Source organism: Variovorax sp. PAMC 28711 (genome assembly GCF_001577265.1).
Lineage (GTDB): Bacteria > Pseudomonadota > Gammaproteobacteria > Burkholderiales > Burkholderiaceae_C > Variovorax.
In genome coordinates this window covers 3,808,978-3,835,643 of the sequence record NZ_CP014517.1, presented here as the reverse complement: position 1 = coordinate 3,835,643, position 26,666 = coordinate 3,808,978, and the positions used below count along the sequence as shown (strand labels likewise).

At 65.6% G+C, this 26,666-nt stretch carries 21 protein-coding genes and 4 tRNA genes; 9 read left to right on the top strand and 16 right to left on the bottom strand.

The features are described from left to right. Positions 1-22: 22 nt before the first annotated feature. Complete coding sequence (gene acs / locus AX767_RS18465; RefSeq protein WP_068632653.1) at positions 23-2,023, bottom strand: acetate--CoA ligase; 2,001 nt, start codon at positions 2,021-2,023, stop codon at positions 23-25. A 156-nt stretch (positions 2,024-2,179) separates the two neighbouring features. On the opposite strand from acs, the gene AX767_RS18460 reads away from it, so the two are divergent. Next, entirely contained in the window at positions 2,180-2,794 is a 615-nt protein-coding gene (locus AX767_RS18460; protein WP_068632652.1) for a YqhA family protein, read from the top strand. A gap of 21 nt (positions 2,795-2,815) precedes the next feature. On the opposite strand, the gene fumC is transcribed toward AX767_RS18460, so the two are convergent. Next, positions 2,816-4,201 (bottom strand): class II fumarate hydratase, encoded by a 1,386-nt coding sequence (gene fumC, locus AX767_RS18455; protein ID WP_068632651.1) that lies wholly within the window; start codon positions 4,199-4,201, stop codon positions 2,816-2,818. Positions 4,202-4,262: 61 nt separating this feature from the next. Then, positions 4,263-4,439 (bottom strand): hypothetical protein, encoded by a 177-nt coding sequence (locus AX767_RS21450; protein WP_156481085.1) that lies wholly within the window; start codon positions 4,437-4,439, stop codon positions 4,263-4,265. A 244-nt stretch (positions 4,440-4,683) separates the two neighbouring features. Between AX767_RS21450 and AX767_RS18450 the strand changes: the two genes are divergently transcribed. The 4 genes from AX767_RS18450 (at position 4,684) to AX767_RS18435 (ending at position 9,164) form a co-directional block, all read left to right on the top strand. Next, positions 4,684-5,940, top strand: coding sequence for a branched-chain amino acid ABC transporter substrate-binding protein (locus tag AX767_RS18450; RefSeq protein WP_068632650.1), 1,257 nt, complete (start codon positions 4,684-4,686; stop codon positions 5,938-5,940). Positions 5,941-6,010: 70 nt separating this feature from the next. Continuing rightward, on the top strand, positions 6,011-7,564 hold the full coding sequence (locus AX767_RS18445; protein WP_068632649.1) for a fumarate hydratase: 1,554 nt from the start codon (positions 6,011-6,013) through the stop codon (positions 7,562-7,564). Further along, on the top strand, positions 7,561-8,382 hold the full coding sequence (gene murI / locus AX767_RS18440; RefSeq protein WP_068632648.1) for a glutamate racemase: 822 nt from the start codon (positions 7,561-7,563) through the stop codon (positions 8,380-8,382). Before AX767_RS18445 ends, murI begins: the two co-directional genes overlap by 4 nt. Before the next feature lie 11 nt (positions 8,383-8,393). Then, a complete protein-coding gene (locus tag AX767_RS18435; protein ID WP_082755166.1) occupies positions 8,394-9,164 on the top strand; it encodes a hypothetical protein in 771 nt (256 codons plus the stop codon). A 1-nt stretch (position 9,165) separates the two neighbouring features. On the opposite strand, the gene AX767_RS18430 is transcribed toward AX767_RS18435, so the two are convergent. The 12 genes from AX767_RS18430 to AX767_RS18375 all read right to left on the bottom strand — a co-directional run bounded on the left by AX767_RS18430 (position 9,166) and on the right by AX767_RS18375 (position 22,558). Beyond that, complete coding sequence (locus tag AX767_RS18430; protein ID WP_068632646.1) at positions 9,166-9,816, bottom strand: DUF6806 family protein; 651 nt, start codon at positions 9,814-9,816, stop codon at positions 9,166-9,168. 22 nt (positions 9,817-9,838) lie between these two features. Continuing rightward, positions 9,839-9,931 (bottom strand) — tRNA-Leu (locus tag AX767_RS18425). A 96-nt stretch (positions 9,932-10,027) separates the two neighbouring features. Beyond that, positions 10,028-10,101: transfer RNA gene (locus AX767_RS18420), tRNA-Cys, on the bottom strand. A gap of 55 nt (positions 10,102-10,156) precedes the next feature. Further along, a tRNA-Gly gene (locus tag AX767_RS18415) sits at positions 10,157-10,232 on the bottom strand. A gap of 51 nt (positions 10,233-10,283) precedes the next feature. Further along, positions 10,284-12,731: an endopeptidase La gene (gene lon, locus AX767_RS18410; RefSeq protein ID WP_068632645.1), complete on the bottom strand. Its 2,448-nt coding sequence runs from the start codon at positions 12,729-12,731 to the stop codon at positions 10,284-10,286. 9 nt (positions 12,732-12,740) lie between these two features. Continuing rightward, entirely contained in the window at positions 12,741-14,009 is a 1,269-nt protein-coding gene (gene clpX, locus AX767_RS18405; RefSeq protein WP_068632644.1) for an ATP-dependent Clp protease ATP-binding subunit ClpX, read from the bottom strand. Positions 14,010-14,109: 100 nt separating this feature from the next. After that, on the bottom strand, positions 14,110-14,718 hold the full coding sequence (gene clpP, locus AX767_RS18400; RefSeq protein ID WP_068632643.1) for an ATP-dependent Clp endopeptidase proteolytic subunit ClpP: 609 nt from the start codon (positions 14,716-14,718) through the stop codon (positions 14,110-14,112). 92 nt (positions 14,719-14,810) lie between these two features. Continuing rightward, complete coding sequence (gene tig, locus AX767_RS18395) at positions 14,811-16,124, bottom strand: trigger factor (protein WP_068632642.1); 1,314 nt, start codon at positions 16,122-16,124, stop codon at positions 14,811-14,813. A 26-nt stretch (positions 16,125-16,150) separates the two neighbouring features. Continuing rightward, a tRNA-Leu gene (locus AX767_RS18390) sits at positions 16,151-16,237 on the bottom strand. A 74-nt stretch (positions 16,238-16,311) separates the two neighbouring features. Then, entirely contained in the window at positions 16,312-19,494 is a 3,183-nt protein-coding gene (locus tag AX767_RS18385) for an efflux RND transporter permease subunit (protein WP_068632641.1), read from the bottom strand. Then, positions 19,491-20,597: an efflux RND transporter periplasmic adaptor subunit gene (locus AX767_RS18380; RefSeq protein WP_068632640.1), complete on the bottom strand. Its 1,107-nt coding sequence runs from the start codon at positions 20,595-20,597 to the stop codon at positions 19,491-19,493. The genes AX767_RS18385 and AX767_RS18380 overlap by 4 nt, the downstream gene beginning before the upstream one ends. A gap of 80 nt (positions 20,598-20,677) precedes the next feature. Next, a complete protein-coding gene (locus AX767_RS18375) occupies positions 20,678-22,558 on the bottom strand; it encodes a potassium transporter Kup (RefSeq protein WP_443082754.1) in 1,881 nt (626 codons plus the stop codon). 7 nt (positions 22,559-22,565) lie between these two features. Between AX767_RS18375 and hpnC the strand changes: the two genes are divergently transcribed. The 4 genes from hpnC to AX767_RS18355 are packed head-to-tail and all read left to right on the top strand — an operon-like array spanning position 22,566 to position 25,891. Further along, entirely contained in the window at positions 22,566-23,495 is a 930-nt protein-coding gene (gene hpnC / locus AX767_RS18370) for a squalene synthase HpnC (RefSeq protein ID WP_068633868.1), read from the top strand. Positions 23,496-23,508: 13 nt separating this feature from the next. Next, the gene (gene hpnD / locus AX767_RS18365) at positions 23,509-24,348 is read left to right on the top strand and encodes a presqualene diphosphate synthase HpnD (protein WP_068632639.1); all 840 of its coding nucleotides are present in this window, start codon (positions 23,509-23,511) and stop codon (positions 24,346-24,348) included. Next, positions 24,345-25,595, top strand: a complete 1,251-nt coding sequence (hpnE, locus tag AX767_RS18360) for a hydroxysqualene dehydroxylase HpnE (protein ID WP_068632638.1) — start codon at positions 24,345-24,347, stop codon at positions 25,593-25,595. Before hpnD ends, hpnE begins: the two co-directional genes overlap by 4 nt. Then, positions 25,592-25,891, top strand: coding sequence for a hypothetical protein (locus tag AX767_RS18355; RefSeq protein WP_068632637.1), 300 nt, complete (start codon positions 25,592-25,594; stop codon positions 25,889-25,891). Before hpnE ends, AX767_RS18355 begins: the two co-directional genes overlap by 4 nt. Here the strand turns inward: AX767_RS18355 and AX767_RS18350 are convergent. Next, entirely contained in the window at positions 25,888-26,655 is a 768-nt protein-coding gene (locus AX767_RS18350; protein WP_068632636.1) for an HAD family hydrolase, read from the bottom strand. The two genes, AX767_RS18355 and AX767_RS18350, sit on opposite strands and share 4 nt — an antisense overlap. Positions 26,656-26,666 lie beyond the last annotated feature (11 nt).

Sequence of the window (26,666 nt, the reverse complement as noted above, 5' to 3'; positions counted from 1 at the left end):
TACGGGTACGGGCGGATCGTTGTCAGTAAGCCTGGCCGAGCTGCTCGAGGATGGCCGGGTTTTCCAGCGTCGAGGTGTCCTGCGTGATGGCTTCGCCCTTGGCGATGCTGCGCAACAGGCGCCGCATGATCTTGCCGCTGCGGGTCTTGGGCAGGTTCTCGCCGAAACGGATGTCCTTGGGCTTGGCGATGGGGCCGATCTCCTTGGCGACCCAGCTGCGCAACTCGGCCGCGATCTTCTTGGCTTCCTCGTCGCTGGTCGGCCTTCCGCGCTTGAGCACGACAAAGGCGCACACGGCCTCACCCGTCACGTCGTCCGGACGGCCCACCACGGCGGCTTCGGCCACAAGATCAGTCTTGGACACCAGCGCCGATTCGATCTCCATCGTGCCCAGACGGTGGCCCGACACGTTCAACACGTCGTCGATGCGGCCGGTGATGCGGAAGTAGCCGCGGTCTTCGCTGCGCACCGCGCCATCGCCGGCCAGGTAAATCGTGCCGCCCATTTCTTCGGGGAAATAGCTTTTCTTGAAGCGCTCGGGGTCGTTCCAGATCGTGCGGATCATCGAAGGCCAGGGTCGCTTGATGACGAGCATGCCGCCCGCGCCATTTGGCAAGTCCTTGCCCGTCTCGTCGACGATGGCGGCCATGATGCCCGGCAGCGGCAGCGTGCAGGAGCCTGGCACCAGCGGCGTCGCGCCCGGCAGCGGTGTGATGACGTGGCCGCCCGTTTCGGTTTGCCAGAAGGTGTCGACGATCGGACATTTCTCGTGGCCGATGTTCCGGTGGTACCACATCCAGGCTTCGGGATTGATCGGCTCGCCGACCGAGCCAAGGATGCGCAGGCTCGACAAGTCCCAGTTCTTCGGATGCACTTTCTCGTCGGATTCCGCAGCCTTGATGAGCGAACGGATCGCCGTCGGCGCCGTGTAGAAGATCGAGACCTTGTGCTTCTCGATCATTTGCCAGAAGCGCCCGGCGTGCGGGAAGGTCGGGATGCCCTCGAACACGACCTGCGTCGCGCCCGCGGCGAGCGGACCGTAGGCGACGTAGGTATGGCCGGTGATCCAGCCGATATCGGCGGTGCACCAGAAGACGTCTTCGGGCCGAAGGTCGAAGGTCCAGTCCATCGTGAGCCGTGCCCACAAGAGATAGCCACCCGTCGCATGCTGCACACCCTTCGGCTTGCCGGTGGAACCCGAGGTGTAGAGGATGAAGAGCGGATGCTCGGCGTTGACCGGCACGGGCGCGCACTCGGTGCTCTGGCCTTTCAAGGCTTCGGCGAAGGTCAAGTCGCGGCCGGCGACCATGTCGCAGGCCGTGGCCGTGCGCTCATAGACCAGCACCGTCTTGATGGATTCGCAGCCGCCCAGCGCGATGCCGTCGTCCACGATCGCCTTGAGCGGCAGTTCCTTGCCGCCGCGCAACTGGTAGTTGGCGGTGATGACCGCGACGGCGCCGGCGTCGATGATTCGTTCCTGCAACGCCTTGGCCGAGAAGCCGCCGAACACCACGCTGTGCGTCGCGCCGATGCGGGCGCAGGCCTGCATCGCGACCACGCCTTCGATGGTCATCGGCATGTAGACGATGACGCGGTCGCCCTTCTTGACACCACGCGCCGCCAGCGCATTGGCGAACTGGCTCACGCGGGCGAGCAGTTCCTTGTAGGTGACCTGGGTGACCGTGCCGTCGTCCGCCTCGAACACGATCGCGGTCTTGTTCTCGACCGGCGTGCCCATGTGGCGATCAAGGCAGTTGGCCGACGCGTTCAGTTCGCCGTCGCCGAACCATTCATAGAAAGGTGCCCTGGATTCATCGAGCGTGCGGGTGAAGGGCTTCGTCCAGCTGAGGTTTTCGCGAGCCAGTCGGGTCCAGAAACCATCGAGGTCGGTTTCCGCTTCCTTGCAGAGGGCCTCGTAGGCCGCCATGCCGGCGATGCGAGCGCCGTGGCGGGCACGTTCGTCCGGCGGGAAGACGCGGTTCTCGACCAGAACCGATTCGATGTTTTTCGATGCGCTGCTCATTGTTGTCTCCTGAACCTGCTTGTGGGTATCGGCGGTAATGTCTGCGGGGCCACTTACGGCGCACTGACGCGCTAAACCATGTGAGCGAAGGCGCCTTCCAAAAGGCGCCTCTGGTCCACCCCTAGAATCGCGCCTTTCCTCCCCCGCGCCCACCCGATGTCTTCCCCTGATCCGCTCATTCCCACGCCCGCCAGAACCTCGCCATTGCGGCCGCTGCCCAAGCTGATCTTCGCGAGCCGCTGGCTGCAATTGCCGCTGTATCTCGGCTTGATCGTGGCGCAGGCGGTGTACGTGGTGCATTTCCTGGTCGAGCTGGTTCACCTGGTCGAGGCGGCCTTCGGGAGCCAGACGGCCTTGCAGGCGCTGGTCAGCAGCATCGGCTACAAAACGATCGCGCCAGTCACGACGCTCAACGAGACGGTCATCATGCTGGTGGTGCTGGCTCTGATCGACGTGGTGATGATCAGCAACCTGCTGATCATGGTCATCGTCGGTGGCTACGAGACCTTCGTGAGCCGCATGCACCTGGAAGGCCACCGCGACCAGCCAGAGTGGCTGAGCCATGTGAACGCCTCGGTCTTGAAGGTCAAGCTGGCCACCGCCATCATCGGCATCAGCTCGATCCACCTGCTGAAGACCTTCATCAACGCCGACAACTACACCGACCGCGTGCTGATCGCGCAGACGGTGATCCACATCACGTTCCTGCTGTCGGCGATGGCCATCGCCTACACCGACAAGCTGATGACCCGGCTCCCCGGCGAGCACTGAGCCTTGGCGCTTGGCGGGCCTTCAGCGGCCCGTCATGTTTGCCGGGATGACCCAGGCGTCGAACTGGTCGCCGGTCAGGTGTCCCGAGGCCACCACCGCCTCGCGCAGGCTCGAGCCTTCCTTGTGCGCCTTCTTCGCGATGGAGGCCGCCTTGTCGTAGCCGATGTGCGTGTTGAGCGCGGTGACCAGCATCAGCGAACGCTCGACCAGTTCGGTGATGCGTTCGCGGTTCGGCTCGATGCCCACGGCGCAGTGGTCGTTGAAGCTCACCATGCCGTCGGCCAGCAGGCGCACGCTCTGCAGGAAGTTGTGCGCCACCATCGGGCGGAACACGTTCAGCTCGAAATTGCCCGACGCGCCCCCGAAGTTGATGGCGACGTCGTTGCCGAACACCTGCGCGGCCAGCATCGTGACGGCTTCGCTCTGCGTCGGGTTGACCTTGCCCGGCATGATCGACGAACCCGGTTCGTTCTCCGGAATGCTCAGTTCGCCGATGCCGCTGCGCGGACCGCTCGCGAGCCAGCGCACGTCGTTGGCGATCTTCATCATGCTGGCGGCCAGCGTCTTGAGCGCCCCGTGCGCATGCACCAGGGCGTCGACCGACGCCAACGCCTCGAACTTGTTGGGCGCCGTCACGAAGGGCAGCCCGGTCAGTCGCGCGAGTTCGGCCGCGGACTGCTCGGCGTAGCCCTTGGGCGCATTCAGACCCGTGCCCACGGCGGTGCCGCCGAGCGCCAGTTCGCACAGGTGCGGGAGCGCGGCCCGCACGTGACGCTCGCCGTGGTCGAGCTGGGCAACGTAGCCCGAAAATTCCTGGCCGAGCGTGAGCGGCGTCGCATCCTGCAGATGGGTGCGCCCGATCTTCACGATGTCGGCAAAGTCGTCCGACTTCTTCTGCAAAGTGCCGCGCAGCTTGGCGATGGCTGGCAGCAGCTTGTGCGTGAGCGCCTCGACCGCGGCGACGTGCATCGCGGTCGGGAACACGTCGTTGCTCGACTGGCTGCGGTTGACGTCATCGTTCGGGTGCACCAGCCGCCCTTCCCCGCGCTCGCCGCCGAGGATCTCGCTCGCGCGATTGGCCAGCACCTCGTTGACGTTCATGTTGGTCTGCGTGCCCGAGCCGGTCTGCCAGACCACCAGCGGGAATTCGCCGGGGTGCTTGCCGGCGATGACTTCGTCGGCCGCGGCCACGATGGCCTTCGTCTTCTTTTCGTCCTGCAGGCCGAGCGCGTGGTTCACGACGGCCGACGCGCGCTTGACCTGCGCCAGCGCCGTGATGATTTCGGTCGGCTGGCGCTCCCCGGAAATGTCGAAGTTCTGCAGCGAACGCTGCGTCTGCGCGCCCCAGAGTTTGTCGGAGGGGACTTCGATCGGGCCGAAGGTGTCGCGCTCGGTGCGTGTGGTCATGGGAAGGTGCGGGGTCGGTTAAAGAGCCGACAGTATCCCCGCGGCACGCGCGGCCCGGCGTTCAGCGGCCGAGAGGCCTTGTCGCTGGCGCGCCCTCCTGGCGGTCGGGTGCGGCCTTGGCGAAAGCCTCGTGCGCATCGCGGGTGGCGACGATCCGGTCGATGGTCGGCGTGCTCGGAACAGTGACCTTGAACACGCGCATGACCGCCACGATGCTGGCGAGGCGTGTCTGCAGCACGCATCAAGGCCAGGCCACGCACCCTGTAGACGGCGGAAGAGCATCAGAAGGCGAAGGGTTCGAAATCGGTGCTGTCGGCCAGGGCGTGGTGCTGCCTGGGTGATCGGTTTCAGATCATGACGCAGGTCGCCGGATGGCGCAGCGGCTAAGGGATAGTCCCTGCGCGGAAAGTCGCGCGGGCGACGGAAGCGCCGCGATGCGCCGCCTTACTGTCCGCTCCACCCCCAATCCAATGGAGACAAGCATGCAGCGCTTCGGTTTCATCCGCCCGGTCCGTTCCTTACTTTGCGCTGCCGCGTTCGCCGCATGCGGCGCCGCCACCGCCGCCGAAACGGTCAAGATCGGCTTCATCGAGGTGCTTTCGGGCGCCTTCGCCTTCACCGGCCAGGGCTCGCTCAATCAGTTGCGCGAAGTCGTCGCGCAGCTCAATGCCACCGCCACGCCGACCGACCCGAAGTTCGAGATCGTGCCCTTCGACGGCAAGGGTTCGCCGCAGGAGAGCACGTCGGCGCTGAAGGCAGCCTACGACCAGAACATCCGCTATGTCACGCAGGGCGGCGGTTCGGGCGTGGCCTTCGCACTGGTCGACGCGATCAACAAGCAAGCCGACCGCGACCCGAACGGCGCGATGGTCTACCTGAACTATTCGGCGATGGACCCGGGCCTGACCAACGAGAAGTGCAGCTTCTGGCACTTCCGCTTCTACCCGTCGAGCGAGATGCAGATCGAAGGCCTCACCACCTACCTGCAGACCAAGCCGGCGGTGAAGAAAGTCTTCCTGTTCAACCAGAACTACACACACGGCCAGCAGGTCGCGAAGGCCTCGCGCGCCTACCTGGCGAAGAAGCGGCCCGACATCCAGATCGTGGGCGAAGACTATGTGCCGATCGCCACCGTGCGCGACTTCGCACCGTATGTCGCCAAGATCGCCGCCTCGGGCGCCGACACCGTCATCACCTCCAACTGGGGCAGCGACCTCGGCCTCCTGTTCAAGGCCGCCAAGGACTACAACCTCAACATCAATTTCTACACCTTCAACGCCAACAACCCGGGCATCCCGTCGCAGATGGGCGCGTGGGGCGTCGACAAGGTGAGCGTGATGTGGAACTGGGGCAGCAACGCGCCGACGCCCGCGCTGGAGAAGATCGCCCAGGCGTACAAGAAGAAGTCGCCCGACGAAGACTTCATCTACGCCTCGCACTGGTACACCATGAACATGCTGCGCGCTGCGATGCGCACAGCGAAATCGACCGACCCGAAAAAGGTCGCTTTCGCGATGGAAGGCATGAAGTACGAAAGCCCGGTCGGCGAGGTCGAAATGCGCAAGGCCGATCACCAGATGCTCGCGCCGATCTACCTGGGCGTGTGGGCCAAGAAGGGCAGCCCGGGCGTGAAGTACGACGCCGAGAACACGGGCTACGGCTTCCGCTCCGAAGTCGTGTGGGATTCGTACGTGAGCGCGCAGCCGACGTCGTGCCAGATGAAGCGTCCGCCGGTCTGACACACGAGGGCGGCCGGAGAGGCGGTGGGAGATAATTTCGGCTCCCCACCGCACACCCAAAAACCGCACGATGACCACCACCATCCAGCAGGCCGACCTGATCGAATCCGTCGCCGCCGCCCTTCAGTACATCAGCTACTACCACCCGACCGACTACATCGCGCACCTGGCCAAGGCCTACGAGCGTGAGCAGAGCCCGGCGGCCAAGGACGCCATTGCGCAGATCCTCACCAACAGCAAGATGAGCGCGACCGGCCACCGGCCGATCTGCCAGGACACCGGCATCGTCAACGTGTTCCTCAAGGTCGGCATGGACGTGCGCTGGGGCGGCTTCACCGGCAGCCTGGACGATGCCATCAACGAAGGCGTGCGCCAGGGCTACAACCACCCCGACAACACGCTGCGCGCCTCGGTCGTGGCCGACCCGCAGTTCGACCGCAAGAACACCAAGGACAACACGCCCGCGGTGATCTTCACCGAGATCGTGCCCGGCGATAAGCTCGAAGTGACGGTCGCGGCCAAGGGCGGCGGCAGTGAGAACAAGAGCAAGCTGGTGATGCTGAACCCCGGCGACAGCGTGGTCGACTGGGTGCTCAAGACGGTGCCGACGATGGGCGCGGGATGGTGCCCACCCGGCATGCTGGGCATCGGCATCGGCGGCACCGCTGAAAAGGCTGCGCTGATGGCCAAGGAGAGCCTGATGGACGACCTCGACATGCACGAGCTGCAGGCCAAGAAGGCCTCGGGCGCCGAGCTCTCGAAAGTCGAAGCGCTGCGCATCGAGCTGTACGAGAAGGTCAATGCGCTCGGCATCGGCGCGCAGGGCCTGGGCGGCCTCGCGACCGTGCTCGACATCAAGATCAAGATGTACCCGACCCACGCGGCCAGCAAGCCGGTGGCCATGATCCCGAATTGCGCGGCCACCCGGCATGCGCACTTCACGATGGACGGCAGCGGCGCCGTCTACCTCACGCCGCCCTCGCTCGACCTGTGGCCCGATGTCGACTGGAAGCCCGACTACCAGAAGAGCAAGAAGGTGTACCTCGATGCGCTCACGCCCGAAGAAGTCGCCCGCTGGAAGCCGGGTGACACGCTGCTGCTCAACGGCAAGATGCTGACCGGCCGCGACGCGGCGCACAAGCGCATCGCCGACATGCTGGCCAGGGGCGAGAAGCTACCCGTGGACTTCACCCACCGCGTCATCTACTACGTCGGCCCGGTCGATCCGATGAAGGGCGAGGCGGTCGGCCCGGCCGGCCCCACCACCGCCACGCGCATGGACGGCTTCACCGAGATGATGCTGGCGCAAACCGGCCTGATCGCGATGATCGGCAAGGCCGAACGCGGCCCGGTCGCCATCGAAGCCATCAAGAAACACAAGAGCGCCTACCTGATGGCCGTCGGCGGTGCCGCGTACCTGGTCAGCAAGGCAATCAAGACGGCCAGGGTCGTGGGCTTCGCGGACCTCGGCATGGAAGCCATCTACGAATTCGACGTGGTCGACATGCCGGTGACGGTGGCCGTCGATGCCGGCGGCACCAGCGCGCACATCACCGGCCCGGCCGAGTGGCAAAAGCGCATCGCCAGCGGCGAGTTGAAGACGATTGCGCTGGAAGCCGTTTGAGCGATTCCCCGATCGGCGTTTTCGACAGCGGTGTCGGCGGGCTCAGCGTGCTGAACGCGCTGCGCGCCGAACTGCCGCACGAGCGCTTCGTCTACTTCGCGGACACGGCGCACGCGCCGTATGGCGAACGCAGCGAGGCGTACGTGGCCGAGCGCACCCGCGCGGTCGCTCGCCACCTCATTGATCGGCATGGCATCAAGGCACTCGTCGTTGCGTGCAACACGGCGACGGCGGCGGCCATCCATCTGCTGCGCGCCGACCATCCGGCGCTGCCACTGGTCGGCGTGGAGCCGGCGCTCAAGCCCGCCGTTGCCCGCAGCCGCACCCGGCACATCGCCGTGCTCGCCACGCGCGGCACGCTGGCCAGCCGCAAGTTCGAGGCGCTGCAGGCGTCGCTGGCCGACCAGGCCCGCTTCAGCCTCGTGCCCTGCGATGGGCTGGCTTCCGCCATCGAGGCCGCAGACGCTCCGAGCATCGCGGCGCTCTGCGCGCGCTACACGGGCGACGCGGGTGATTTCGGAGACGCCGACGGGCAGATTGACACGCTCGTGCTGGGGTGCACGCACTACCCGTTCGTTGCCGCCGAGCTGCGCCGACACACCGGCGAGTCGGTGCATTTCATCGACACCGGCGCCCCGGTCGCGCAGCAAACGCGGCGGCTGCTGACCGCGGCGGCTCGGCTTGCCGACGGCGAAGGAAAAGTGGAACTGCTGACCAGCGGTGTCGCCCCTCAGCTCGATGCCGCGGCCGCACGCTGGCTGGTCGGGCCGGCGGCGCCGGCATCCCTCGCCCTGCCCATCGCCTCGGCGGCTGTTTGACGGTGGCGCGCATGTTGCGGCTGGTTTGCATCGCCTGGACCCTGGCCGCCTTCGGCACGGCCAGTCAGGCCTCCTGCGACAGCGGTCTGGCGGAGCGGATGCATGCCAAGCTGCACCCGGACAGGGAGCTCGACCGCGACAAGGCCGGCTGCAAGGCCTGGCCGGGGTTTCTCGGGCGCTACATCGTGGTGCTCCCGTTGCCGCGGACCGCGTCGCCAGAAGGCAGCACCGACTACGACCTCGATGTCATGGTCGTGCAACAAGCCGACAACGGCAACACCGATCGCGCCCGCATCAGCAGTCGCGTTTTCGAATCCCGGGCGCTCGTGGAAGACGCGGTGCGCATCAGCGACATTCAGATCGATACCGCGCGCTACATCCTGGCAGCGGACACGCGCGCGTTCGGCTTGCGGGTGAAGCACAGCGGCGCGTCTCGCGCCAACCCCTACGCGAACGAAGAACTCTCTCTGTATGTGCCGCAGGGGGAGCACCTGCGCAAGGTGCTGGACGGCCTGGAAACGGCACGGGAGCGCGGCGAGTGGGACACCAGCTGTGCCGGCAAGTTCGAGCAGCTCCGCATGTCGGTGGCCCTATCGCGGACGACGGCGAATCGGGGTTATGCCGACCTGCTGCTGAGCCAGACCCGCATCGAAAGCCACGCCGTCCCGACGGGCGACGGCGAGTGCGCCGAGCGCGAGCAGCCGGCCAGTTTCAAGACCCTGACACTGCAATACGACGGGACGCGCTATGCGATCCCGCCGGCCCTCCGGCTCGTCGAATAGCTCAGTGCAGGTGCCGCGGACGGCGACCGCCGCCGTGTCCGCCGCCGCCCGAGCCACCACCGGTGCCGCCGCCGCCGCCTCCGCGTGGGCGCTTGCCGATTTCGAGCGAATTGACCAGCGCATCGAAGCGTTCGCCGAACAGCTTGTCGATTTCGGTGACCACGCCACCGAGCTCTGCGCCGTCGAAATGGCGCTCCATCAGGTTCACCACGTCTTCGACCAGCAGGTCACGCTGCACCTGCATGATGGCCGCCGGGTTCGGGCCAACGAACAGCATGATGAAGTCGTCGCGCGACTCGTCGTCGGGGTCGCCGTCTTCCTCTTCATCGAACTCGGTGTCGTAGAAGGTGATTTCGATGGCGGCGCCCTGCCCGGCCAACTCGTTCAACGCCATGCACATCTCGTCGAGCGCCTGGCGGAAATCCTCGTCGCCCGCCACCGTCCAGCACATCTGGAGCACATGGTCCTTCTGCTCGAAACGGATGCCGGGCTCTTCTTCGTAAACGCTGGTCGCGCCATCGGCCAGCGACTTGGCGCCAGCGTATTTCCACAGGGGCGTCAACGCCTCCTGGATCTGCGCGAAGGTGACGTCTGCGCGCAGCGGAACGTCGCCATGCACATGGATTTCAAACGGAGCGTTGTAGCGAGGCATGGAGTGCTCCCTTGTGTCTGGTTGGTGCCCGGAGCCGGAATCGAACCGGCATGCCCCTTATGCAGGAAGCGGCGGATTTTAAGTCCGATGTGTCTACCAGTTTCACCATCCGGGCGGCGGGTCGATGAGCGACGATACCCCAAACAAAAACAGCCCCGACAACGACGGTTGACGGAGCTGCCTGGTGGGTTTCGATGGGGTTCAAATTGGGTGGAGGCGCGACCCGGAGTCGAACCGGGCTACACGGATTTGCAATCCGTTGCATAACCGCTTTGCTATCGCGCCACGCTTGAATCTGTCAAAAAAAAGGGAAAGCAAACGCTTTCCCTTTTTCGAAATCTGGAGCGGGATAAGAGACTCGAACTCTCGACCTCAACCTTGGCAAGGTTGCGCTCTACCAACTGAGCTAATCCCGCGTTTCGAGCCTCGAATTATATACCAGCTTTCGGTGGCTCGGCAAATCTCGCTCAGTGCTTCACCGAAGAAGAGTCGTCTGCCGGCGGCTGGAGGCTGCGCTGCTTTGCCAGCTCGGCCACCGCAGCAGCCGATGCCGCGACTTCCTCGTCGGACAGCGGCGTGGGCATCTTTTCCAGCGCGATTTCCAACACCTTGTCGATCCACTTGACCGGCACGATCTCGAGGCCGTTCTTCACGTTCTCGGGAATGTCCTGCAAGTCCTTGGCGTTCTCTTCCGGAATGATCACGGTCTTGATGCCACCGCGCAGCGCGGCGAGCAGCTTTTCCTTCAGTCCGCCGATGGCGGTGACTTCGCCGCGCAGCGTGATCTCGCCCGTCATCGCGACATCGCCACGCACCGGAATGCCGGTCAGCGCCGACACGAAGGCCGTCGTCATCGCCGCGCCCGCGCTCGGACCGTCCTTCGGCGTCGCCCCGTCGGGCACGTGGATGTGGATGTCGCGCTTCTCGAAGACTTCGTCCTTGATGCCCAGCCGGCGAGCGCGACTGCGCACCACCGTGCGCGCGGCCTCGACCGATTCCTTCATCACGTCGCCCAGCGAGCCGGTGCGGCTGATGATGCCCTTGCCGGGCATCGAGACGGCTTCGATCGTGAGCAGATCGCCACCGACTTCCGTCCACGCCAGACCGACCACCTGACCGACCTGGTTCTGCTTCTCGGCCAGGCCGAAGCTGTACTTGCGCACGCCGAGGAAGTCGTTGAGGTTGCTGCCATCGACCGTCACCTTGGGCGTCAGCTTCTTGAGCAACAAGCCCTTGACCGTCTTGCGGCAGATCTTCGACAGCTCGCGTTCGAGCGACCGCACGCCGGCTTCGCGGGTGTAGTAACGCACGATGTCGCGCACCGCTTCTTCGGTGACCAACAGTTCCTCTTCCTTCACCCCGTTGTTCGTCATCTGCTTGGGCAGCAGGTAACGCAGCGCGATGGCGGTCTTCTCGTCTTCGGTGTAACCCGACAGGCGGATCACTTCCATCCGGTCCAGCAGCGCCGGCGGAATGTTCATCGAGTTCGAGGTCGCCACGAACATCACGTCGGACAAGTCGAAATCGACCTCGACGTAATGGTCGCCGAAGGTGTGATTCTGTTCGGGGTCGAGCACTTCGAGCAGCGCGCTCGACGGATCGCCGCGGAAGTCTGTGCCCAGCTTGTCGATCTCGTCCAACAAGAACAGCGGGTTGCGCGTACCGATTTTGTTCAGGCCTTGCAGCACCTTGCCCGGCAACGCGCCGATGTAGGTACGGCGATGGCCGCGGATCTCGGCCTCGTCACGCATGCCACCGAGGGCCATGCGCGTGTACTTGCGGCCGGTCGCCTTCGCGATCGACTGCCCGAGCGAGGTCTTGCCGACACCCGGCGGGCCGACCAGGCACAGGATCGGCGCCTTCACCTTGTCGACACGTTGCTGCACCGCGAGGTATTCCAGGATGCGGTCCTTGACCTTCTCGAGCCCGAAGTGGTCAGCATTGAGCACCGCTTCGGCGTTCGCGAGGTCGTGCTTGATCTTGGTCTTCTTGCTCCACGGCAAGCCCACGAGCACGTCGATGTAGTTGCGCACCACCGTCGCCTCGGCCGACATCGGCGACATCAGCTTGAGCTTCTTGAGTTCGCTCTCGGCCTTCTTGAGCGCTTCCTTGGGCATCTTGGCGAGCTTGATCTTCTTCTCGATCTCCTCGATGTCCGCGCCGTCCTCGCCTTCGCCGAGTTCCTTCTGGATCGCCTTGACCTGCTCGTTCAGATAGAAGTCGCGCTGGTTCTTTTCCATCTGGCGCTTCACGCGGCCACGAATCTTCTTGTCGACGTTCAGGATGTCGACTTCGCGCTCGAGCTGCCCATACAGGTTTTCGAGCCGCGCCTTGATGTCGTCGAGGTCGAGCACCGCCTGCTTGTTGTCGAGCTTGAGCGGCAGGTGCGCGGCAATCGTGTCGGCCAAGCGGCCCGGGTCGTCGATGCTCGAGATCGACGTCAGGATCTCGGGCGGGATCTTCTTGTTGAGCTTCACGTACTGGTCGAACTGCTGCATGACCGCACGGCGTAACGCCTCGACCTCGGTGCCCTTCTGGGCGCCCTCGACTGCTTCGACCGGCGTCACGTTGGCCGTGAAGTGCGTTTCGCTGTCGTCGATACGGTTGACGCGTGCGCGCTGCTGCCCTTCGACCAGCACCTTCACGGTGCCGTCGGGCAGCTTGAGCATCTGAAGAATGGTCGAGACGCAACCGACCTCGAACATGTCCTCGACAGACGGCTCGTCCTTGGCCGCGGCCTTTTGCGCCACCAGCATGATGCGGCGCTCCGCCTCCATGGCCAGTTCGAGCGCCTTGATGCTCTTGGGACGACCCACGAACAGCGGGATCACCATGTGGGGGAAGACCACGACATCGCGCAGCGGCAACAGCGGCAGGTCGAGGGCTTCGGGGGGGAGCGGTGTATGACCGGACATCAAAATCCTTTAGGCCTTTTTCGCAGCTTCGCGGTACACGAGCAGCGGGGGCTTGTTTTCGTCGATGGTCGATTCCTCGACCACCACCTTGTCGACGTTGATCGCGTTCGGCAATTCGAACATGGTGTCGATCAGCGACTGTTCAAGAATCGACCGCAACCCGCGCGCGCCGGTCTTGCGGGCCAGCGCCTTGCGGGCGATCGCCTTCAGCGCGGCCGGCCGGATCTCGAGGTCCACGCCCTCCATCTGCAGCAGCTTGGTGAACTGCTTGACGACCGCATTCTTGGGCTCGGTCAGGATCTGCACCAGCGCGTCTTCGCTCAGTTCCGCCAGCGAGGCGACCACCGGCATGCGGCCGACCAGTTCGGGGATCAGCCCGAACTTGATCAGGTCTTCGGGCTCGACCTCGCGGAACACCTCGGTGATGCTGCGCTGCGCCTTGCTCTTGACCATGGCGCCGAAGCCGATGCCCGAGGCCTCGGTGCGGTTCTCGATGACCTTTTCCAGGCCCGAGAAGGCACCGCCGCAGATGAACAGGATGTTGGTCGTGTCGATCTGCAGGAAATCCTGGTTCGGGTGCTTGCGGCCACCCTGCGGCGGCACGCTGGCCATCGTGCCTTCGATGAGCTTGAGCAGCGCCTGCTGCACGCCCTCGCCCGACACGTCACGCGTGATCGACGGGTTGTCCGACTTGCGCGAGATCTTGTCGATCTCGTCGATGTAGACGATGCCGCGCTGCGCCTTCTCGACCTCGTAGTTGCAGCTTTGCAGCAGCTTCTGGATGATGTTCTCGACGTCTTCGCCGACGTAGCCGGCTTCGGTCAGCGTGGTGGCGTCGGCCATCACGAAAGGCACGTCGAGCATGCGGGCGAGCGTTTGCGCCAGCAGCGTCTTGCCCGAACCGGTCGGGCCGATCAGCAAGATGTTGCTCTTGTTGAGCTCGACCTCGTCGCCCTTGGTGTTCTTTTCCTTGTGGCGCAGGCGCTTGTAGTGGTTGTAGACCGCCACCGACAGCATGCGCTTGGCCGGCTCCTGGCCAATCACGTAGTTGTCGAGGTTGGTCTTGATCTCAAGTGGGGTCGGCAGGTCGTTGCGGGCATCGCGCGCCTCGTCGCCCGCAGGCAATTCGTCACGAATGATTTCATTGCACAGGTCGATGCACTCGTCGCAAATGAAAACCGACGGGCCCGCGATCAGTTTCTTGACCTCGTGCTGGCTCTTGCCGCAAAACGAGCAGTAAAGCGTTTTTTCGCTCGAAGAGCCTTTTTTCTCGGCCATGCAGGTGCCTCGTAACTGGGATAAACAATGATAGCGAAACAAAAACGGCGTTTCCCGTGTGGGAAACGCCGTTTTCAGGCCCGCTCATGCGGTGCGCCGATCAGTCGCGCTTGTGGATGACCTTGTCGACGAGGCCATAAGCCTGGGCTTCGTCAGCCGACAGATAGCGGTCGCGTTCCATATCGAGTTCGATCTTTTCGATCGGCTGACCCGTACGCTCCGAGTAGATCTTGTTCAACTGATGGCGCGTCTTGATGATCTCGCGCGCATGGATCTCGATGTCGGTGGCCTGTCCCGATGTGCCGCCCGACGGCTGGTGAATCATGACCTTCGAGTTGGGGAGCGCAAAGCGCTTGCCCTTGGCGCCGGCCATGAGCAGGAACGAACCCATGCTCGCCGCCATGCCCATGCACAGGGTCGAGATCTCCGGCTTGACGAACTGCATCGTGTCGTAAATCGCCAAGCCGGCCGTCACGCTGCCGCCCGGGGAATTGATGTAGAACGAAATGTCTTTGTCGGGGTTTTCGCTCTCGAGGAACAGCAGCTGCGCCACCACCAAATTGGCAACCTGATCGTTCACTTCGCCGACCAGGAAGATCACGCGCTCCTTGAGGAGGCGCGAATAAATGTCATAAGACCGCTCACCGCGGCCCGACTGCTCGATCACCATCGGCACCATGCCGAGGCCTTGAATGTCCAGTGCGCTCATGTTTTCTCCGGAAGTGGTCTGACTGTAAGTCCTAACGAAATGGGGCTCGTGCCGTAAAGCACAAGCCCCATCCTGGCGAAGGCCGATCAGGATCAGCCTTGCTGGGCCATCAGTTCGTCGAACGACACCGACTTGTCGGTGACCTTGGCCTTGCCGAGGACGAAGTCGGTGACATTGTTCTCGATGACGACCGCTTCGACTTCGGCCAGGCGGTTGTTGTCACTGAAGTACCAGCGGACCACGTCGGCCGGCTTTTCGTAGCTGGCAGCGAGCTCGTCGATGTGTGCCTTGATCTGGTCCGGCTTGGCTTGCAGCTCGTTGCTGCGCACCAGCTCGGCCACGACCAGACCCAGGCGCACGCGGCGCTCGGCTTGCGGACGGAACACTTCGTCGGGAATCGGCGCCTTGTCGGCGTCCTTGATGCCGCGTTGCTTCAGTTCGGCGCGGGCGCCCTCGACCATGCGGTCGACTTCGGCCTGCACGCTCGAATTCGGCAGGTCGAGCTCGGCATGGGCGACCAGCGCATCCATCACGGCGTTTTTGTTGCGGGCCAAGAGGCGGAACTTCACTTCGCGCTCGAGGTTGCGCTTGATGTCGGCGCGCAGGCCGTCGACCGTGGCGTCGGCGATGCCGAGCGACTTGGCCAGCTGTTCGTTGACTTCCGGGAGGTGCGAGGCTTCGATCTTCTTCACGGTGACCATGAAGTCGGCTTGCTTGCCGGCTACATCCTTGCCGTGATAGTCCTCGGGAAACGACAGCGGGAAGGTGCGGCTGTCACCGCTCTTCAGGCCGCGGACCGCGTCTTCGAATTCCTTCAGCATCTGGCCTTCGCCGATGATGAACTGGAAGTCTTCGGCCTTGCCGCCCTGGAAGGTTTCGCCTTCGATCTTGCCTTCGAAGTCGACCGTCACGCGGTCGTTGTCCTGCGCCTGGGCGTCCATCGCGCGCTGCGCGAAGGTGCGGCGCTGCTTGCGCAGGATGTCGATCGTCTTGTCGATCGCGTCGTCGCCGACTTCGGCGGTGAGGCGCTCGACTTCGGCGCCGGCGAGGTCCTTGATCTTGACTTCAGGGAACACTTCGAAGACCGCGTCGAAGGAAAGCTCGCCTTCAGGCGATTCTTCTTTTTCGGTGATGCGGGGCTGGCCGGCCACACGCAGCTTGGCTTCGTTGGCGGCCTGCGAGAACGCCTCGCCGACCTTGTCGTTCATGACCTCGTAGTGCACCGAGTAACCGTAGCGCTGCGCCACGACGTTCATCGGCACCTTGCCGGGACGGAATCCGTCCATCTTGACGGTGCGGGCCAGCTTCTTGAGGCGCGAATCGACTTCGTTCTGGATGGTGCCGACCGGCAGGGTCAGCGTGATCTTGCGCTCGAGTTTTTCGAGGGTTTCAACGGTCACGGTCATTTTGGGTTCCTCAAGAGAAATGGGGCTGGTGCGCGGGGCCGGACTCGAACCGGCACGTTCTTGCGAACGTCAGGACCTAAACCTGGTGCGTCTACCAATTTCGCCACCCGCGCGATCAGGTGAATGGATGCGAAAACGGGCGGCCTCTGAATGCAGACCACCCGCTCGAAATCGGTAACCGCGCATTTTAGCCGCTAACCGGCAGCTGTTCCGGTTCCCGCTTGACACGGAACGCTGCGGCGTACATCGCCGGAAGCGCCAGCAGGGTGAGCACGGTCGCGACGATCAATCCGCCCATGATCGCGACCGCCATCGGCCCCCAGAACACGCTGCGCGACAGCGGGATCATCGCCAGCACCGCCGCCGCCGCCGTCAGCACGATCGGCCGAAGGCGTCGGACTGCCGATTCGACGATCGCGTCCCAGGCCGGCACACCGGCCGCCCGGTCGCTCTCGATCTGGTCGATCAGGATCACCGAGTTGCGCTGGATCATTCCCATCAGGGCGATCACGCCCAGCAGCGCGACGAAGCCGAACGGCCGGTTGAGCAACAGCAGCGCGCCCGCCACGCCGGCGATGCCGAGCGGTCCGGTGATGAACACCAGCAAGGAGCGGCTGAAACTGTGCAGCTGCAGCATGAGCAGCGTGAACACCAGGAACAGCATGATGGGCACACCGGCCACGATGGACGACGACCCCTTGCTGCTCTGCTCGACCGCGCCCGCCACGCCGATGCGGTAGGCGCCCTGCCCGGCCGCGAGCCACTTCGCTTCGAGCGCTCGCAGTTGCGGCAGGAGTTCGTTCGTCACCGTCGCGCCCTGCAGCCCTTCGACGATGTCGCCCTGCACGGTGATCGCGTAGTCGCGGTTTTCGCGCCACATCACGCCCGGTTCCCAGTCGAACACCGGCTTGGCGATCTGCGTCAACGGAATCGAGCGTCCTGACGCGGTCGGCAGGTAGGCGTTGCCGATGTCGGAAATGGCCTCGCGCTCGTCGGGCGACTGGCGCAGCACGATGTCGATCAGGCGATCGTTCTCGCGGTATTGGCCCACCGTCGTGCCGCTGAACATGGTTTTTGAGGCCTGGGCGATCGCCTGGCTCGTCACACCCAGCGCGCGCGCCTTGGCCTGGTCGACCTCGAGGCGGATCACCTTGACCGACTCGTTCCAGTTGTCGTTCACCCCGCGCATGCTGGCGTTGTCGCGCAGGATCGCCTTCACCTCGTCGGCATGCACGCGCAGTTGCGCCGGGTCGTTGCCGATCACGCGGAACTGCACCGGATACGCCACCGGCGGCCCGTTCGGCAGCAGCTTCACACGGCCCCGCACTTCCGGGAATTCCTGCGCGAGGATGCCGGGCAGCTTGAGCCGCAGCAGTTCGCGCTGCTTCAGATCCTTGCTCAGGACGATCAGCTGTGCGGCATTGCTTTGCGGAAAGATCTGGTCGAGCGGCAGGTAGAAGCGCGGCACGCCGGAGCCGATCCAGGTGCTGACCGTCGCCACGCCGGCCTCGGTCAGGAAACGCTTCTCGACCCGCTTGGCCACGTCTTCGGTCGCCGCGAACGACGTGCCTTCGGGCGACCACAGATCGACCAGGATTTCCGGCCGGCTCGAATCGGGAAAGAACTGCTGCTGCACGCGCCCCATGCCGACGATGCCCAGCGCGAAGATCAGCACGGTCGCGCCGATGGTGAGCCAGCGGTATTCAACGCACCCGTTCACCGCACGCCGGAAGCCGTTGTAGAACGGCGAGTCGAAGAGTTCGTGCGGGGGCGCCTCGGGATCATGGGCCTTCACCTTGAGGATCAGCGTGCCGAGGTACGGCACGAAATACACCGAGACGACCCAGCTCAGCACCAGCGCGATCACGGTCACCGCGAAGATCGCGTAGGTGTATTCGCCCGTCGTCGATTTCGCGAGCCCGATGGGCAGGAACCCGGCCGCCGTGATCAGCGTGCCCGTCAACATCGGCTTGGCCGTGACGTCGTAGGCGAAGGTGGCGGCGCGCACCTTGTCGTAGCCTTCTTCCATCTTCCGCACCATCATTTCGACCGCGATGATCGCGTCGTCGACCAGAAGGCCGAGCGCGATGATGAGCGAGCCGAGCGAAATCTTGTGCAGTCCGATGCCGAAGTAGTTCATTCCCAGAAAGGTGACGGCCAGCACCAGCGGAATCGTGATTGCCACCACCAGGCCGGGCCGCATGTCGATGTACCAGCCGCGCGTGTAACGCGTCCAGCGCGGGCCGCCGCCCTGGTGCAATCCGAGCGCGATGAAACTCACGGCCAGCACGATCGCCACGGCTTCCATCAGCACGCTGACGAATTCGCTGACCGAACTGGCGACCGATACCGGCTGGTCTTGCACCTGCGCCAGCTTCACGCCGGCGGGCAGCTGCTTGTCGATCAAGGCCGTCGTCTCGCGCAGCGCCTTGCCGAGCGCGATGATGTCGCCGCCCTTGGCCATCGAGATGCCGAGCGCCACCACTTCCTTGCCCTGATGCCGCACTTTGATCGACGGCGGATCGACATAGCCGCGACGGATGTCCGCGATGTCGCCGAGCTTGAGCTGGTTGCCCGAACTGCCGCGGATCGGCATGTTGCGCAGCTGCTCCACACTGGTGAACTGGCCGGCCACGCGCACCTGCACCACATCGAGCGGCGACTGGATCGTTCCCGCGCTCTCGACCGCGTTCTGCGCGCCGATCTGCTGCAGGACCTGGTTGAAATCGAGCCCCAGCTGCGCCACGCGCTTTTGCGAGACTTCGATGTAGACCTTCTCGTCCTGCACGCCGAACTCGTCGACCTTGGCCACGTCTTTCACCCGCAACAGCCGCTGGCGCACATCGTCGGCCAGGTTGTGCAGCTCCGCGTGGCTGAAGCCCTCGCTTTCCAGCGCGTAGATCACCCCGTAAACGTCGCCGAAATCGTCGTTGAAGAATGGGCCCTGCACCCCGGCCGGCAGCGTGCCCCGCATGTCGCCGATTTTCTTGCGCACCGTGTACCAGACGTTCGGTACCTCGTTCGCCTTCGAGGAATCCTTGATCTCGAAAATGATCTGCGACTCTCCCGGCTTCGAATAGCTGCGGATCTTGTCGGCGTAGGGCGCCTCTTGAAGCGTGCGCTCCAGCTTGTCGGTGACCTGCTCGGCCACCTGCTGCGCCGTCGCGCCTGGCCAGTAGGTGCGCACGACCATGACGCGGAAGGTGAACGGCGGATCTTCGTCCTGGCCGAGCTGGAAGTAGGCGGCGAAGCCCAGCAGCATCAGCACCAGCATCAGGTAGCGGGTGAGCGGGCCGTGGTCGAGCGCCCATTTCGAGAGATTGAATCCGCCGGACTTCGCCTCTTCGACCGACTCGTGGCCGGTCGTCATGGCTTGGCGCCCGGTGCGGTCTTCTCATCGTAGATCGACACCTTCTGGCCGGGCGACAGCACATGCACACCGGCCACAACGACCAGCATGCCGGGCGTCACGCCGCCTGCGATGACGGCGGCATTGCCATCGGCCGTCGCCACCTGCACCGGCTGCGAGCGCACCTGCATCGACGCCTTGTCAAGCACCCAGACTGCCGTGCCCTGACCTTCATGTCGCAGCGCGCTGGTCGGCAACTTGATCACCGCCGTGCCGGTGCGCGACAGGCTCGCGGGCCGCGCGTAGACCGTGGCACCGAGCGGCGGCGCGGTGGCGGCGTCGATCGCCACCTTGACGGTGAAAGTGCGCGTCACGGCATCGGCGCTGCCCGCCACCTCGCGGACCTTGCCTTCCAGTTCGGGCCCGCCCGACCAGGCGCGCACTGCGACCGACGATCCCGGCGTGATGAGCGAAGCGCGGTCTTCCGGTACCGCGAACACCACGTCGCGTGCGCCGTCCTGCGCGACGCGAACGACGGGCGAGCCGGCGGAAACCACCTGCCCCGGCTCGGCCTCGATGGCGGTGACGATGCCCGGCACGTCGGCCACCAGCGTCGTGTAGTTCGCCTGGTTGCCCTGCGACGACAGCTGCGCCTGCGCCTGCTCGTACTGCGCTTGTGCGGCCTTGAACGTGGTTTCGCGGCGCTCGATCTCGGCGCCGCTGATGAAGTTCTGCTCGCGCAAGCCCTGATAGCGTCTGAGGTCGGCCGCCGCCAGATCGCGGTTCGTCATCGCGGCCGCGAGTTGCGCCCGGGCGCCGTCGGCGGCCAGCTTGTAGTCCTGCGGATCGAGCTGCGCCAGTACCTGGCCGGCGTTCACGTGCTGCCCGAGTTCGGCTTGCCGCTTGGTGATCTTGCCGGCCACCCGGAAGCCGATGCGCGATTCGACACGCGCACGCACCTCGGCGGAAAACTCGGGTTCGGTGTCGTAGGCCGACGCGCCCACGGTCATGACCTTGACCGCACGGACCGGATCTGCCGGGGGCGCCGGGCGGGAACAGGCAGTCAGCGCCAGCGCGGCGACCAGCAGCCAACCACCGCTGTGAACAGGAAATGAACGGGACATGAAACCACCTCGAAAAGCGTAACGGCGGCCATTACTGACCAAGCGGTTAGTAATCTAGGGTAAACGCGAACCGCTGTCAATTAGGTCAGCTGGCCGAGCTCCACCACGCGGTTGCCCGGCAAGTGGAAGTAGTCGGAGGCCCGGCTGGCGTTGCGCTGGAGCCAAACGAACAACGCTTGCCTGACCGGGTTCATGCCAGGCAGATGACCTCTCACGACGGTCGCACGCGACGTGAAATACGAGGTCGTCATCGCGCCGCACGCCAGCCCCTGCTGGTACGCGAAGATGCCGACGAACGCGGGCACGTCGGGCGTTTCCATGAAGCCGTGCCGGGCAATCACCGTCCAGATGCCGTGGCCGAGCGACTCGGCCTCGATGCGTTCGGCGGCCTGCACGCGGGGCGTGTCGCAGGGCTGCACCTTCAACACGATCACCTGGTCGTGCATCACCTGGTTGTGCTTCAGGTTGTGCAACAGGGCGTAGGGCACCGAGGTCACGTCGCCGTTCGGGAACACGGCGGTGCCCTGCACCCGGTGCGGCATGCTCATCGCCAGCGAGGCGATGAACGGCTTGAGCGGCAACTGGTCAGCCTCCGCGGCTTGCAGCCCCAGTCGGCGGCCCTTCGCCCAAGTCGTGAACACCACCATCACCCCGGCCGCCACCGCCAACGTCAGCCAGCCGCCCTCGGCGATCTTCAGGCTGTTGGCGACCACGAAGGTGATGTCGACCACGGCGAACAGCACCACGCCGACGACGACCGCGATCCGGTTCCAGTGCCAGAGGCCATACGCCACCACGCCGGCCAGCAGCGTGGTCGTCACCATCGTGATCGACACCGCGATGCCATAGGCGGCGGACAGCGCGCTCGAACTCCTGAAGCCCAGCACCAGCAGCAGCACGCCGACCATCAACAGCCAGTTGATCGCCGGCACGTAGATCTGTCCGATCGCTTCGCCCGAGGTCTGCACCACGCGCATGCGCGGAAGGTAGCCCATGCGCATTGCCTGCGCGGTCAGCGAGAACGCGCCGGAGATCACCGCCTGCGAGGCGATCACCGTCGCCATCGCGGCCAGCACGACCATCGGCAGCACGCCCCACGACGGAAAGAGCCGGAAGAAGGGGTTGTCGATGGCCGCCGGATTGCCGAGCACCAGCGCGCCCTGCCCGAAATAGTTGAGCACGAGCCCTGGCAGCGCGATGAACGTCCAGGCCAGCCGGATCGGCCGCGCGCCGAAATGCCCCATGTCGGCGTACAGCGCCTCGCCGCCCGTGAACGCCAGGAACACCGCGCCGAGCACCGCCAACGACTGCGCCCGGTGCGTGAACAGAAAGCCGATGGCGCGGCGCGGGTCGAGTGCTTGAAGCACCTGCGGATATTGAACGATCTGCCACAGGCCGGCCACCGCCAGCACGCCGAACCAGAGCAGCATGACCGGCCCGAACACCTTGCCAACCACGTGCGTACCCTTGCTTTGCACTGCGAACAGCACCACCAGGATCACCATCGTGATCGGAATGACGAAGCGCTGGAGCGCCGGCGCCTGAACCTCCAGACCCTCGACCGCCGACAGCACCGAGATCGCCGGTGTGATCACGCTGTCGCCGTAGAACATCGCCGCGCCAACCAGCCCGAGCAACCCCAGCCCGCGCCAGAGCCAGGACGAGGTATTGCGCCCCTCCATCGCGCGCCGTGCCAACGCCTGCAGCGCGAGGATGCCGCCCTCGCCGTCGTGGTCGGCCCGCAGCACGAACACCACGTACTTCAGCGTGACCACGAACATCAGCCCCCAGAAAATCAGCGACAGCAGCCCGAGCACCGCATCGGGCGTGAATGCCACACCGTGCTCCGGGTTCAGCGTTTCCTTGAAGGCGTAGAGCGGCGAAGTGCCGATGTCGCCGAACACCACGCCCAGCGCGGCGATCATCAGGCCCGGCCCGGCGGCCTTCGTAGGAGCGGTCATAAAGAAGATGCGGAATGGAGAGGCCGCGAGCATAGGCCGACTCGCTGACAATCGCCGCGTGCCCCAATCCCTTGCCCCCGACCATTACGAAAACTTTCCCGTAGCCTCGTGGCTCTGCCCGCCCCGCTTGCGCCCGCCGATTGCCGCGATCTACCATTTCGCGCGGACTGCGGACGACATTGCCGACGAGGGCGATGCATCCCCGGACGAGCGCCTCGCCGAGCTGCACGCCTACCGGACCGATCTGGCCGCCGCCGCGCGCGGCAACGGCACTTCGGTTCGCTGGCCTGCCGTGTTCGGCCCCTTGCGCACGGCCGTCGCGCAGTTCGACCTGCCCGAGTCCCTGCTGGCCGACCTGCTCTCGGCCTTCGTGCAGGACATCGAGAAGACCCGCGACGGCACCGCCTACGCCGACCGCGCTGCGCTGCTCGACTACTGCCGCCGCTCCGCCAACCCGATCGGTCGCCTGCTGCTGCACCTGTACGGCGTGTCCGATGCTGCGGCACTCGCGCAGAGCGACGCGATCTGCAGCGCGCTGCAGCTCATCAATTTCTGGCAGGACCCGAGCGTCGACCTGCCGCGCGGTCGTTTCTATTTCCCGCTGACGGACTGCGCGGCGCGTGGCCTCGTGCGCCAGGACTTCGACGCGTGCTGCCCTCTGATCCCCAGCCGACCCCCGCGAGCGGTCATCGACCTGATCGCTGACGAGGCGCGATGGGCGCGCGAACTGATGCGCGAAGGCGCGCCGCTCGTGCACCGACTGCCCGGTCGCGCCGGCTGGGAGCTGCGCTTCGTCGTGCAGGGCGGCCTTTGCATCCTCGACAAGATCGAGGCGCTCGGCTTCGACACGCTTTCCAGCCGTCCGACCCTCGGCAAGGGCGATGCGCCTTTGCTGACATGGCGCGCCTTGCGGATGCAGGGACAATCGCCCGCATGAAAGTGCACCCGCGATGAACCCCGAGCAATACGTCCAGGAGAAGGCCGCCGCATCGGGCAGCAGCTTCTACTACGCGTTCCTGTTCCTGCCCAAGTCGCGTCGCGCGGCGATCACGGCGTTCTATGCGTTCTGCCGCGAGATTGACGACGTGGTCGACGAGGTGCGCGACCCCGGCGTGGCGGCGACCAAGCTGGCCTGGTGGCGCAGCGAAGTCGCGCAATCCTTTGCCGGCGAGCCGCACCACCCGGTGATGAAGGCGCTGATGCCGCACGCCACCGCGTTCGGCATCGAAGCGAGGCAGCTGCTGGAAGTGATCGAAGGCTGCCAGACGGACCTCGACCAGACGCGCTATCTCGACTTCCCCGCGCTGCGCCGCTACTGCCACCTCGTCGCCGGCGTGGTCGGCGAAGTGGCGGCGCGCATTTTCGGCCAGACCGATCCGCGCACCACCGAATACGCCCACAAACTGGGCCTGGCGCTGCAGCTCACCAACATCATTCGCGACGTCGGCGAAGACGCGCTGATGGGCCGCATCTACCTGCCGGTGAACGAGCTGCAGCAGTTCGACGTCAAGGCGCACGAGATCCTGAACCGCGTGCACTCCGAGCGCTTCGTTGCGCTCATGAAATTCCAGGCGGCGCGCGCCCACGCGACTTACGAAGAAGCCCTCGCGCTGCTGCCCGCCGCCGACCTGCGGGCGCAAAAGCCCGGATTGATGATGGCGAGCATTTACCGTTCGCTGCTGCGCGAGATCGAACGCGACAACTTCCAGGTGCTGACCCAGCGCACCAGCCTCACGCCGCTGCGCAAGCTCTGGCTCGCGTGGCGCGTTCAGGCGCTGGGCCGGATTTGAAGGTCGCGATCGTCGGTGCGGGCTGGGCGGGCCTGGCCTGTGCCGTCGAGGCCACGCGGCTCGGCCACGCGGTCACGCTGTTCGAGGCGGCGCGCACGCCCGGCGGACGCGCCCGCCGGATCGACGGCGACCGTGGGCTGGCGCTCGACAACGGCCAGCACATCCTGATCGGCGCCTACCGCGCCACGCTCGCATTGCTGCGCGACGTTGGCGTCGACCCCGACGCGGCGCTGCTGCGCCTCCCGCTGTCGCTGCGCTTCGCGGACGGTGGCGGACTGAAGCTGCCCCGGCTGCCGGCGCCGCTCGACCTCCTCGCCGGCATCGCAACGGCACGCGGCTGGACGCTGCGCGACAAGCTTTCTTTACTGCGCGTGGCGCTGCGCTGGCGCCTGACCGGATTTCGCTGCGCCTCCGCCGACAGCGTCGCGATACTGTGTGCCGGCCTCACGCCACGCGTCATGCAGGAGCTCGTCGAACCGCTGTGCGTGTCGGCCCTCAACACGCCGGTGGAGCGCTCGAGCGGCACCGTGTTCCTGCGCGTGCTGCACGACGCGCTGTTCAGTGGCTCAGGCGGTGCCGATCTGCTGCTGCCGCGCGTCGACCTCGGCGCGCTCTTTCCCGATGCGGCGATGGCGTGGCTCGCGCAGCGCGGCGCCGACCTGCGCGTCGGGCATCGCGTTCGGACGATCGCGCCCGATGCCGGCTGCTGGCAGGCCGACGGCGAACCCTTCGAACGGGTCGTGCTGGCCTGCGCACCGTGGGACGCCGCGCGCCTCGTTCGCACGAGCGGCGCGGCGGCCGACGCATGGTGCGAGACGACCGAGGCACTGCGCTTCGAAGCCATCGCCACGGTCTACCTGCGCGGTGCCAGCCCGCTCGCCGAACCAATGCTGGCATTGCGCAGCGATGCGAACGCACCGGCGCAATTCGTGTTCGACCGCGGCCAGCTCGGGGGCCCCGCCGGGCTGCTCGCGCTGGTCGTGAGCGCGAACGAGGCACCGCGCGACGCACTGGAACGGCAGTCGCTCGCACAAGCCGCCGCGCAGCTGGACCAAGCCGGTCTCGACGTGGTGCAGACCGTCGTCGAGAAGCGCGCGACCTTCGCCTGCACGCCCTCGCTGGTGCGACCCGCGATGACCATCGCGCCGGGGTTGCTGGCCTGCGGCGACTACATCGACGGGCCGTACCCGGCAACGCTGGAAGGCGCAGTGCTGAGCGGCCTCGCCGCGGGCGAGGCGCTCGCATGACGACGCTGCGCTACCTCGACTTCGACTACAGCGAAGACACCGAAGGCATCGGCACCTTCGACGCGATGGCGTCGACCGCGCCGGATCGCATCGCCGAAGTGCAGGCCGAGATCGATGCGGTGATCCGCTGGGCCGAAAGCGTTTTCCCGGACACGCGGGGCGCGCTCGCCGACGGCGCCGATTGGGATGCCGACCTGCAGGAACTCGACGACGGCCCTGACCGCCGCACGCTGGTCCTGTCGCTCAGCGGCAGCGAGGCCTTTTGCGAGGCCCTGCGCGAGCGCTTCGGCCTCTAGTCCGCCAGTTCCTGGTACGTCGACGCGCCCTGCCCCGCCTCGAGCGCCATGCAGAGCGCGTGCAGGTTGGGCACGATCAGTTGCGGGCGCCCCTCCTGATCCCACGCACGCTCGTCGCGCACCAGCCAGGCTGCCTGCATGCCGGCGTCGAGCGCGCCCACCACGTCCAGATGGGCATCGTCGCCGACGTGCAGCATGTCGCGCGGCAGCAGGCCGACCGAGGCCGCCGCCGCCCGAAAGATCGGCGCATGCGGCTTGCCGCTGCCGAAGGCGCGCGCGCTGAACGCGGTGCGAAACCAGCGGCCGACACCGGTGCGGTGGATGTCGGCATTGCCATTCGAAATCGCGACCAGCGGATAACGTTCGCTGAGCCACTTGAGCGCAGGCAGCGCATCGTCGTAGAGCACCACGCGCTGGCGTTCTGCGAAGAAGGCCTCGAAGGCCGGGTCGGCCAATTCCGGGTCTTCGCCTGCACGCTTGAGCGCGGTGCGGATCGATTCGCGGCGCAGCGCGCTGAGGTCATGGGCGAGGTCCGACCGTTCTTTGGCCGTGGCCTCGCGCAATTCGCGCAACACGCCGGGCGTCAGGAGCAGTGCGGCGGTTCGAGGCGCCTCTTTGAGCAGCCAGGCCTGCAGCACGCGCTCGGCGCGTTCGATGGTCGGCCACACCGGCCAGAGGGTGTCGTCAAGGTCGAGGGAGATTGCCGAAATCCGCTTCACGTCGAGCGGTGCCGGCACGACGGGGGCCGAGGCTGCAGAGGTCATGCGAGAGAATA

What these genes read in the sequence shown, in the direction of transcription:
- acs (WP_068632653.1), bottom strand. Translation starts at nt 2,023, where the DNA reads ATGAGCAGCGCATCGAAAAACATCGAATCGGTTCTGGTCGAGAACCGC.
- AX767_RS18435 (WP_082755166.1), top strand. Translation starts at nt 8,394, where the DNA reads ATGTTGCGGCTGGTTTGCATCGCCTGGACCCTGGCCGCCTTCGGCACG.
- AX767_RS18375 (WP_443082754.1), bottom strand. Translation starts at nt 22,558, where the DNA reads ATGACCGCTCCTACGAAGGCCGCCGGGCCGGGCCTGATGATCGCCGCG.
- AX767_RS18450 (WP_068632650.1), top strand. Translation starts at nt 4,684, where the DNA reads ATGCAGCGCTTCGGTTTCATCCGCCCGGTCCGTTCCTTACTTTGCGCT.
- lon (WP_068632645.1), bottom strand. Translation starts at nt 12,731, where the DNA reads ATGTCCGGTCATACACCGCTCCCCCCCGAAGCCCTCGACCTGCCGCTG.
- AX767_RS18445 (WP_068632649.1), top strand. Translation starts at nt 6,011, where the DNA reads ATGACCACCACCATCCAGCAGGCCGACCTGATCGAATCCGTCGCCGCC.
- tig (WP_068632642.1), bottom strand. Translation starts at nt 16,124, where the DNA reads ATGACCGTGACCGTTGAAACCCTCGAAAAACTCGAGCGCAAGATCACG.
- fumC (WP_068632651.1), bottom strand. Translation starts at nt 4,201, where the DNA reads ATGACCACACGCACCGAGCGCGACACCTTCGGCCCGATCGAAGTCCCC.
- clpP (WP_068632643.1), bottom strand. Translation starts at nt 14,718, where the DNA reads ATGAGCGCACTGGACATTCAAGGCCTCGGCATGGTGCCGATGGTGATC.
- hpnD (WP_068632639.1), top strand. Translation starts at nt 23,509, where the DNA reads ATGAACCCCGAGCAATACGTCCAGGAGAAGGCCGCCGCATCGGGCAGC.
- AX767_RS18380 (WP_068632640.1), bottom strand. Translation starts at nt 20,597, where the DNA reads ATGTCCCGTTCATTTCCTGTTCACAGCGGTGGTTGGCTGCTGGTCGCC.
- AX767_RS18430 (WP_068632646.1), bottom strand. Translation starts at nt 9,816, where the DNA reads ATGCCTCGCTACAACGCTCCGTTTGAAATCCATGTGCATGGCGACGTT.
- clpX (WP_068632644.1), bottom strand. Translation starts at nt 14,009, where the DNA reads ATGGCCGAGAAAAAAGGCTCTTCGAGCGAAAAAACGCTTTACTGCTCG.
- hpnC (WP_068633868.1), top strand. Translation starts at nt 22,566, where the DNA reads ATGCGGAATGGAGAGGCCGCGAGCATAGGCCGACTCGCTGACAATCGC.
- AX767_RS18355 (WP_068632637.1), top strand. Translation starts at nt 25,592, where the DNA reads ATGACGACGCTGCGCTACCTCGACTTCGACTACAGCGAAGACACCGAA.
- AX767_RS18460 (WP_068632652.1), top strand. Translation starts at nt 2,180, where the DNA reads ATGTCTTCCCCTGATCCGCTCATTCCCACGCCCGCCAGAACCTCGCCA.
- AX767_RS18385 (WP_068632641.1), bottom strand. Translation starts at nt 19,494, where the DNA reads ATGACGACCGGCCACGAGTCGGTCGAAGAGGCGAAGTCCGGCGGATTC.
- AX767_RS18350 (WP_068632636.1), bottom strand. Translation starts at nt 26,655, where the DNA reads ATGACCTCTGCAGCCTCGGCCCCCGTCGTGCCGGCACCGCTCGACGTG.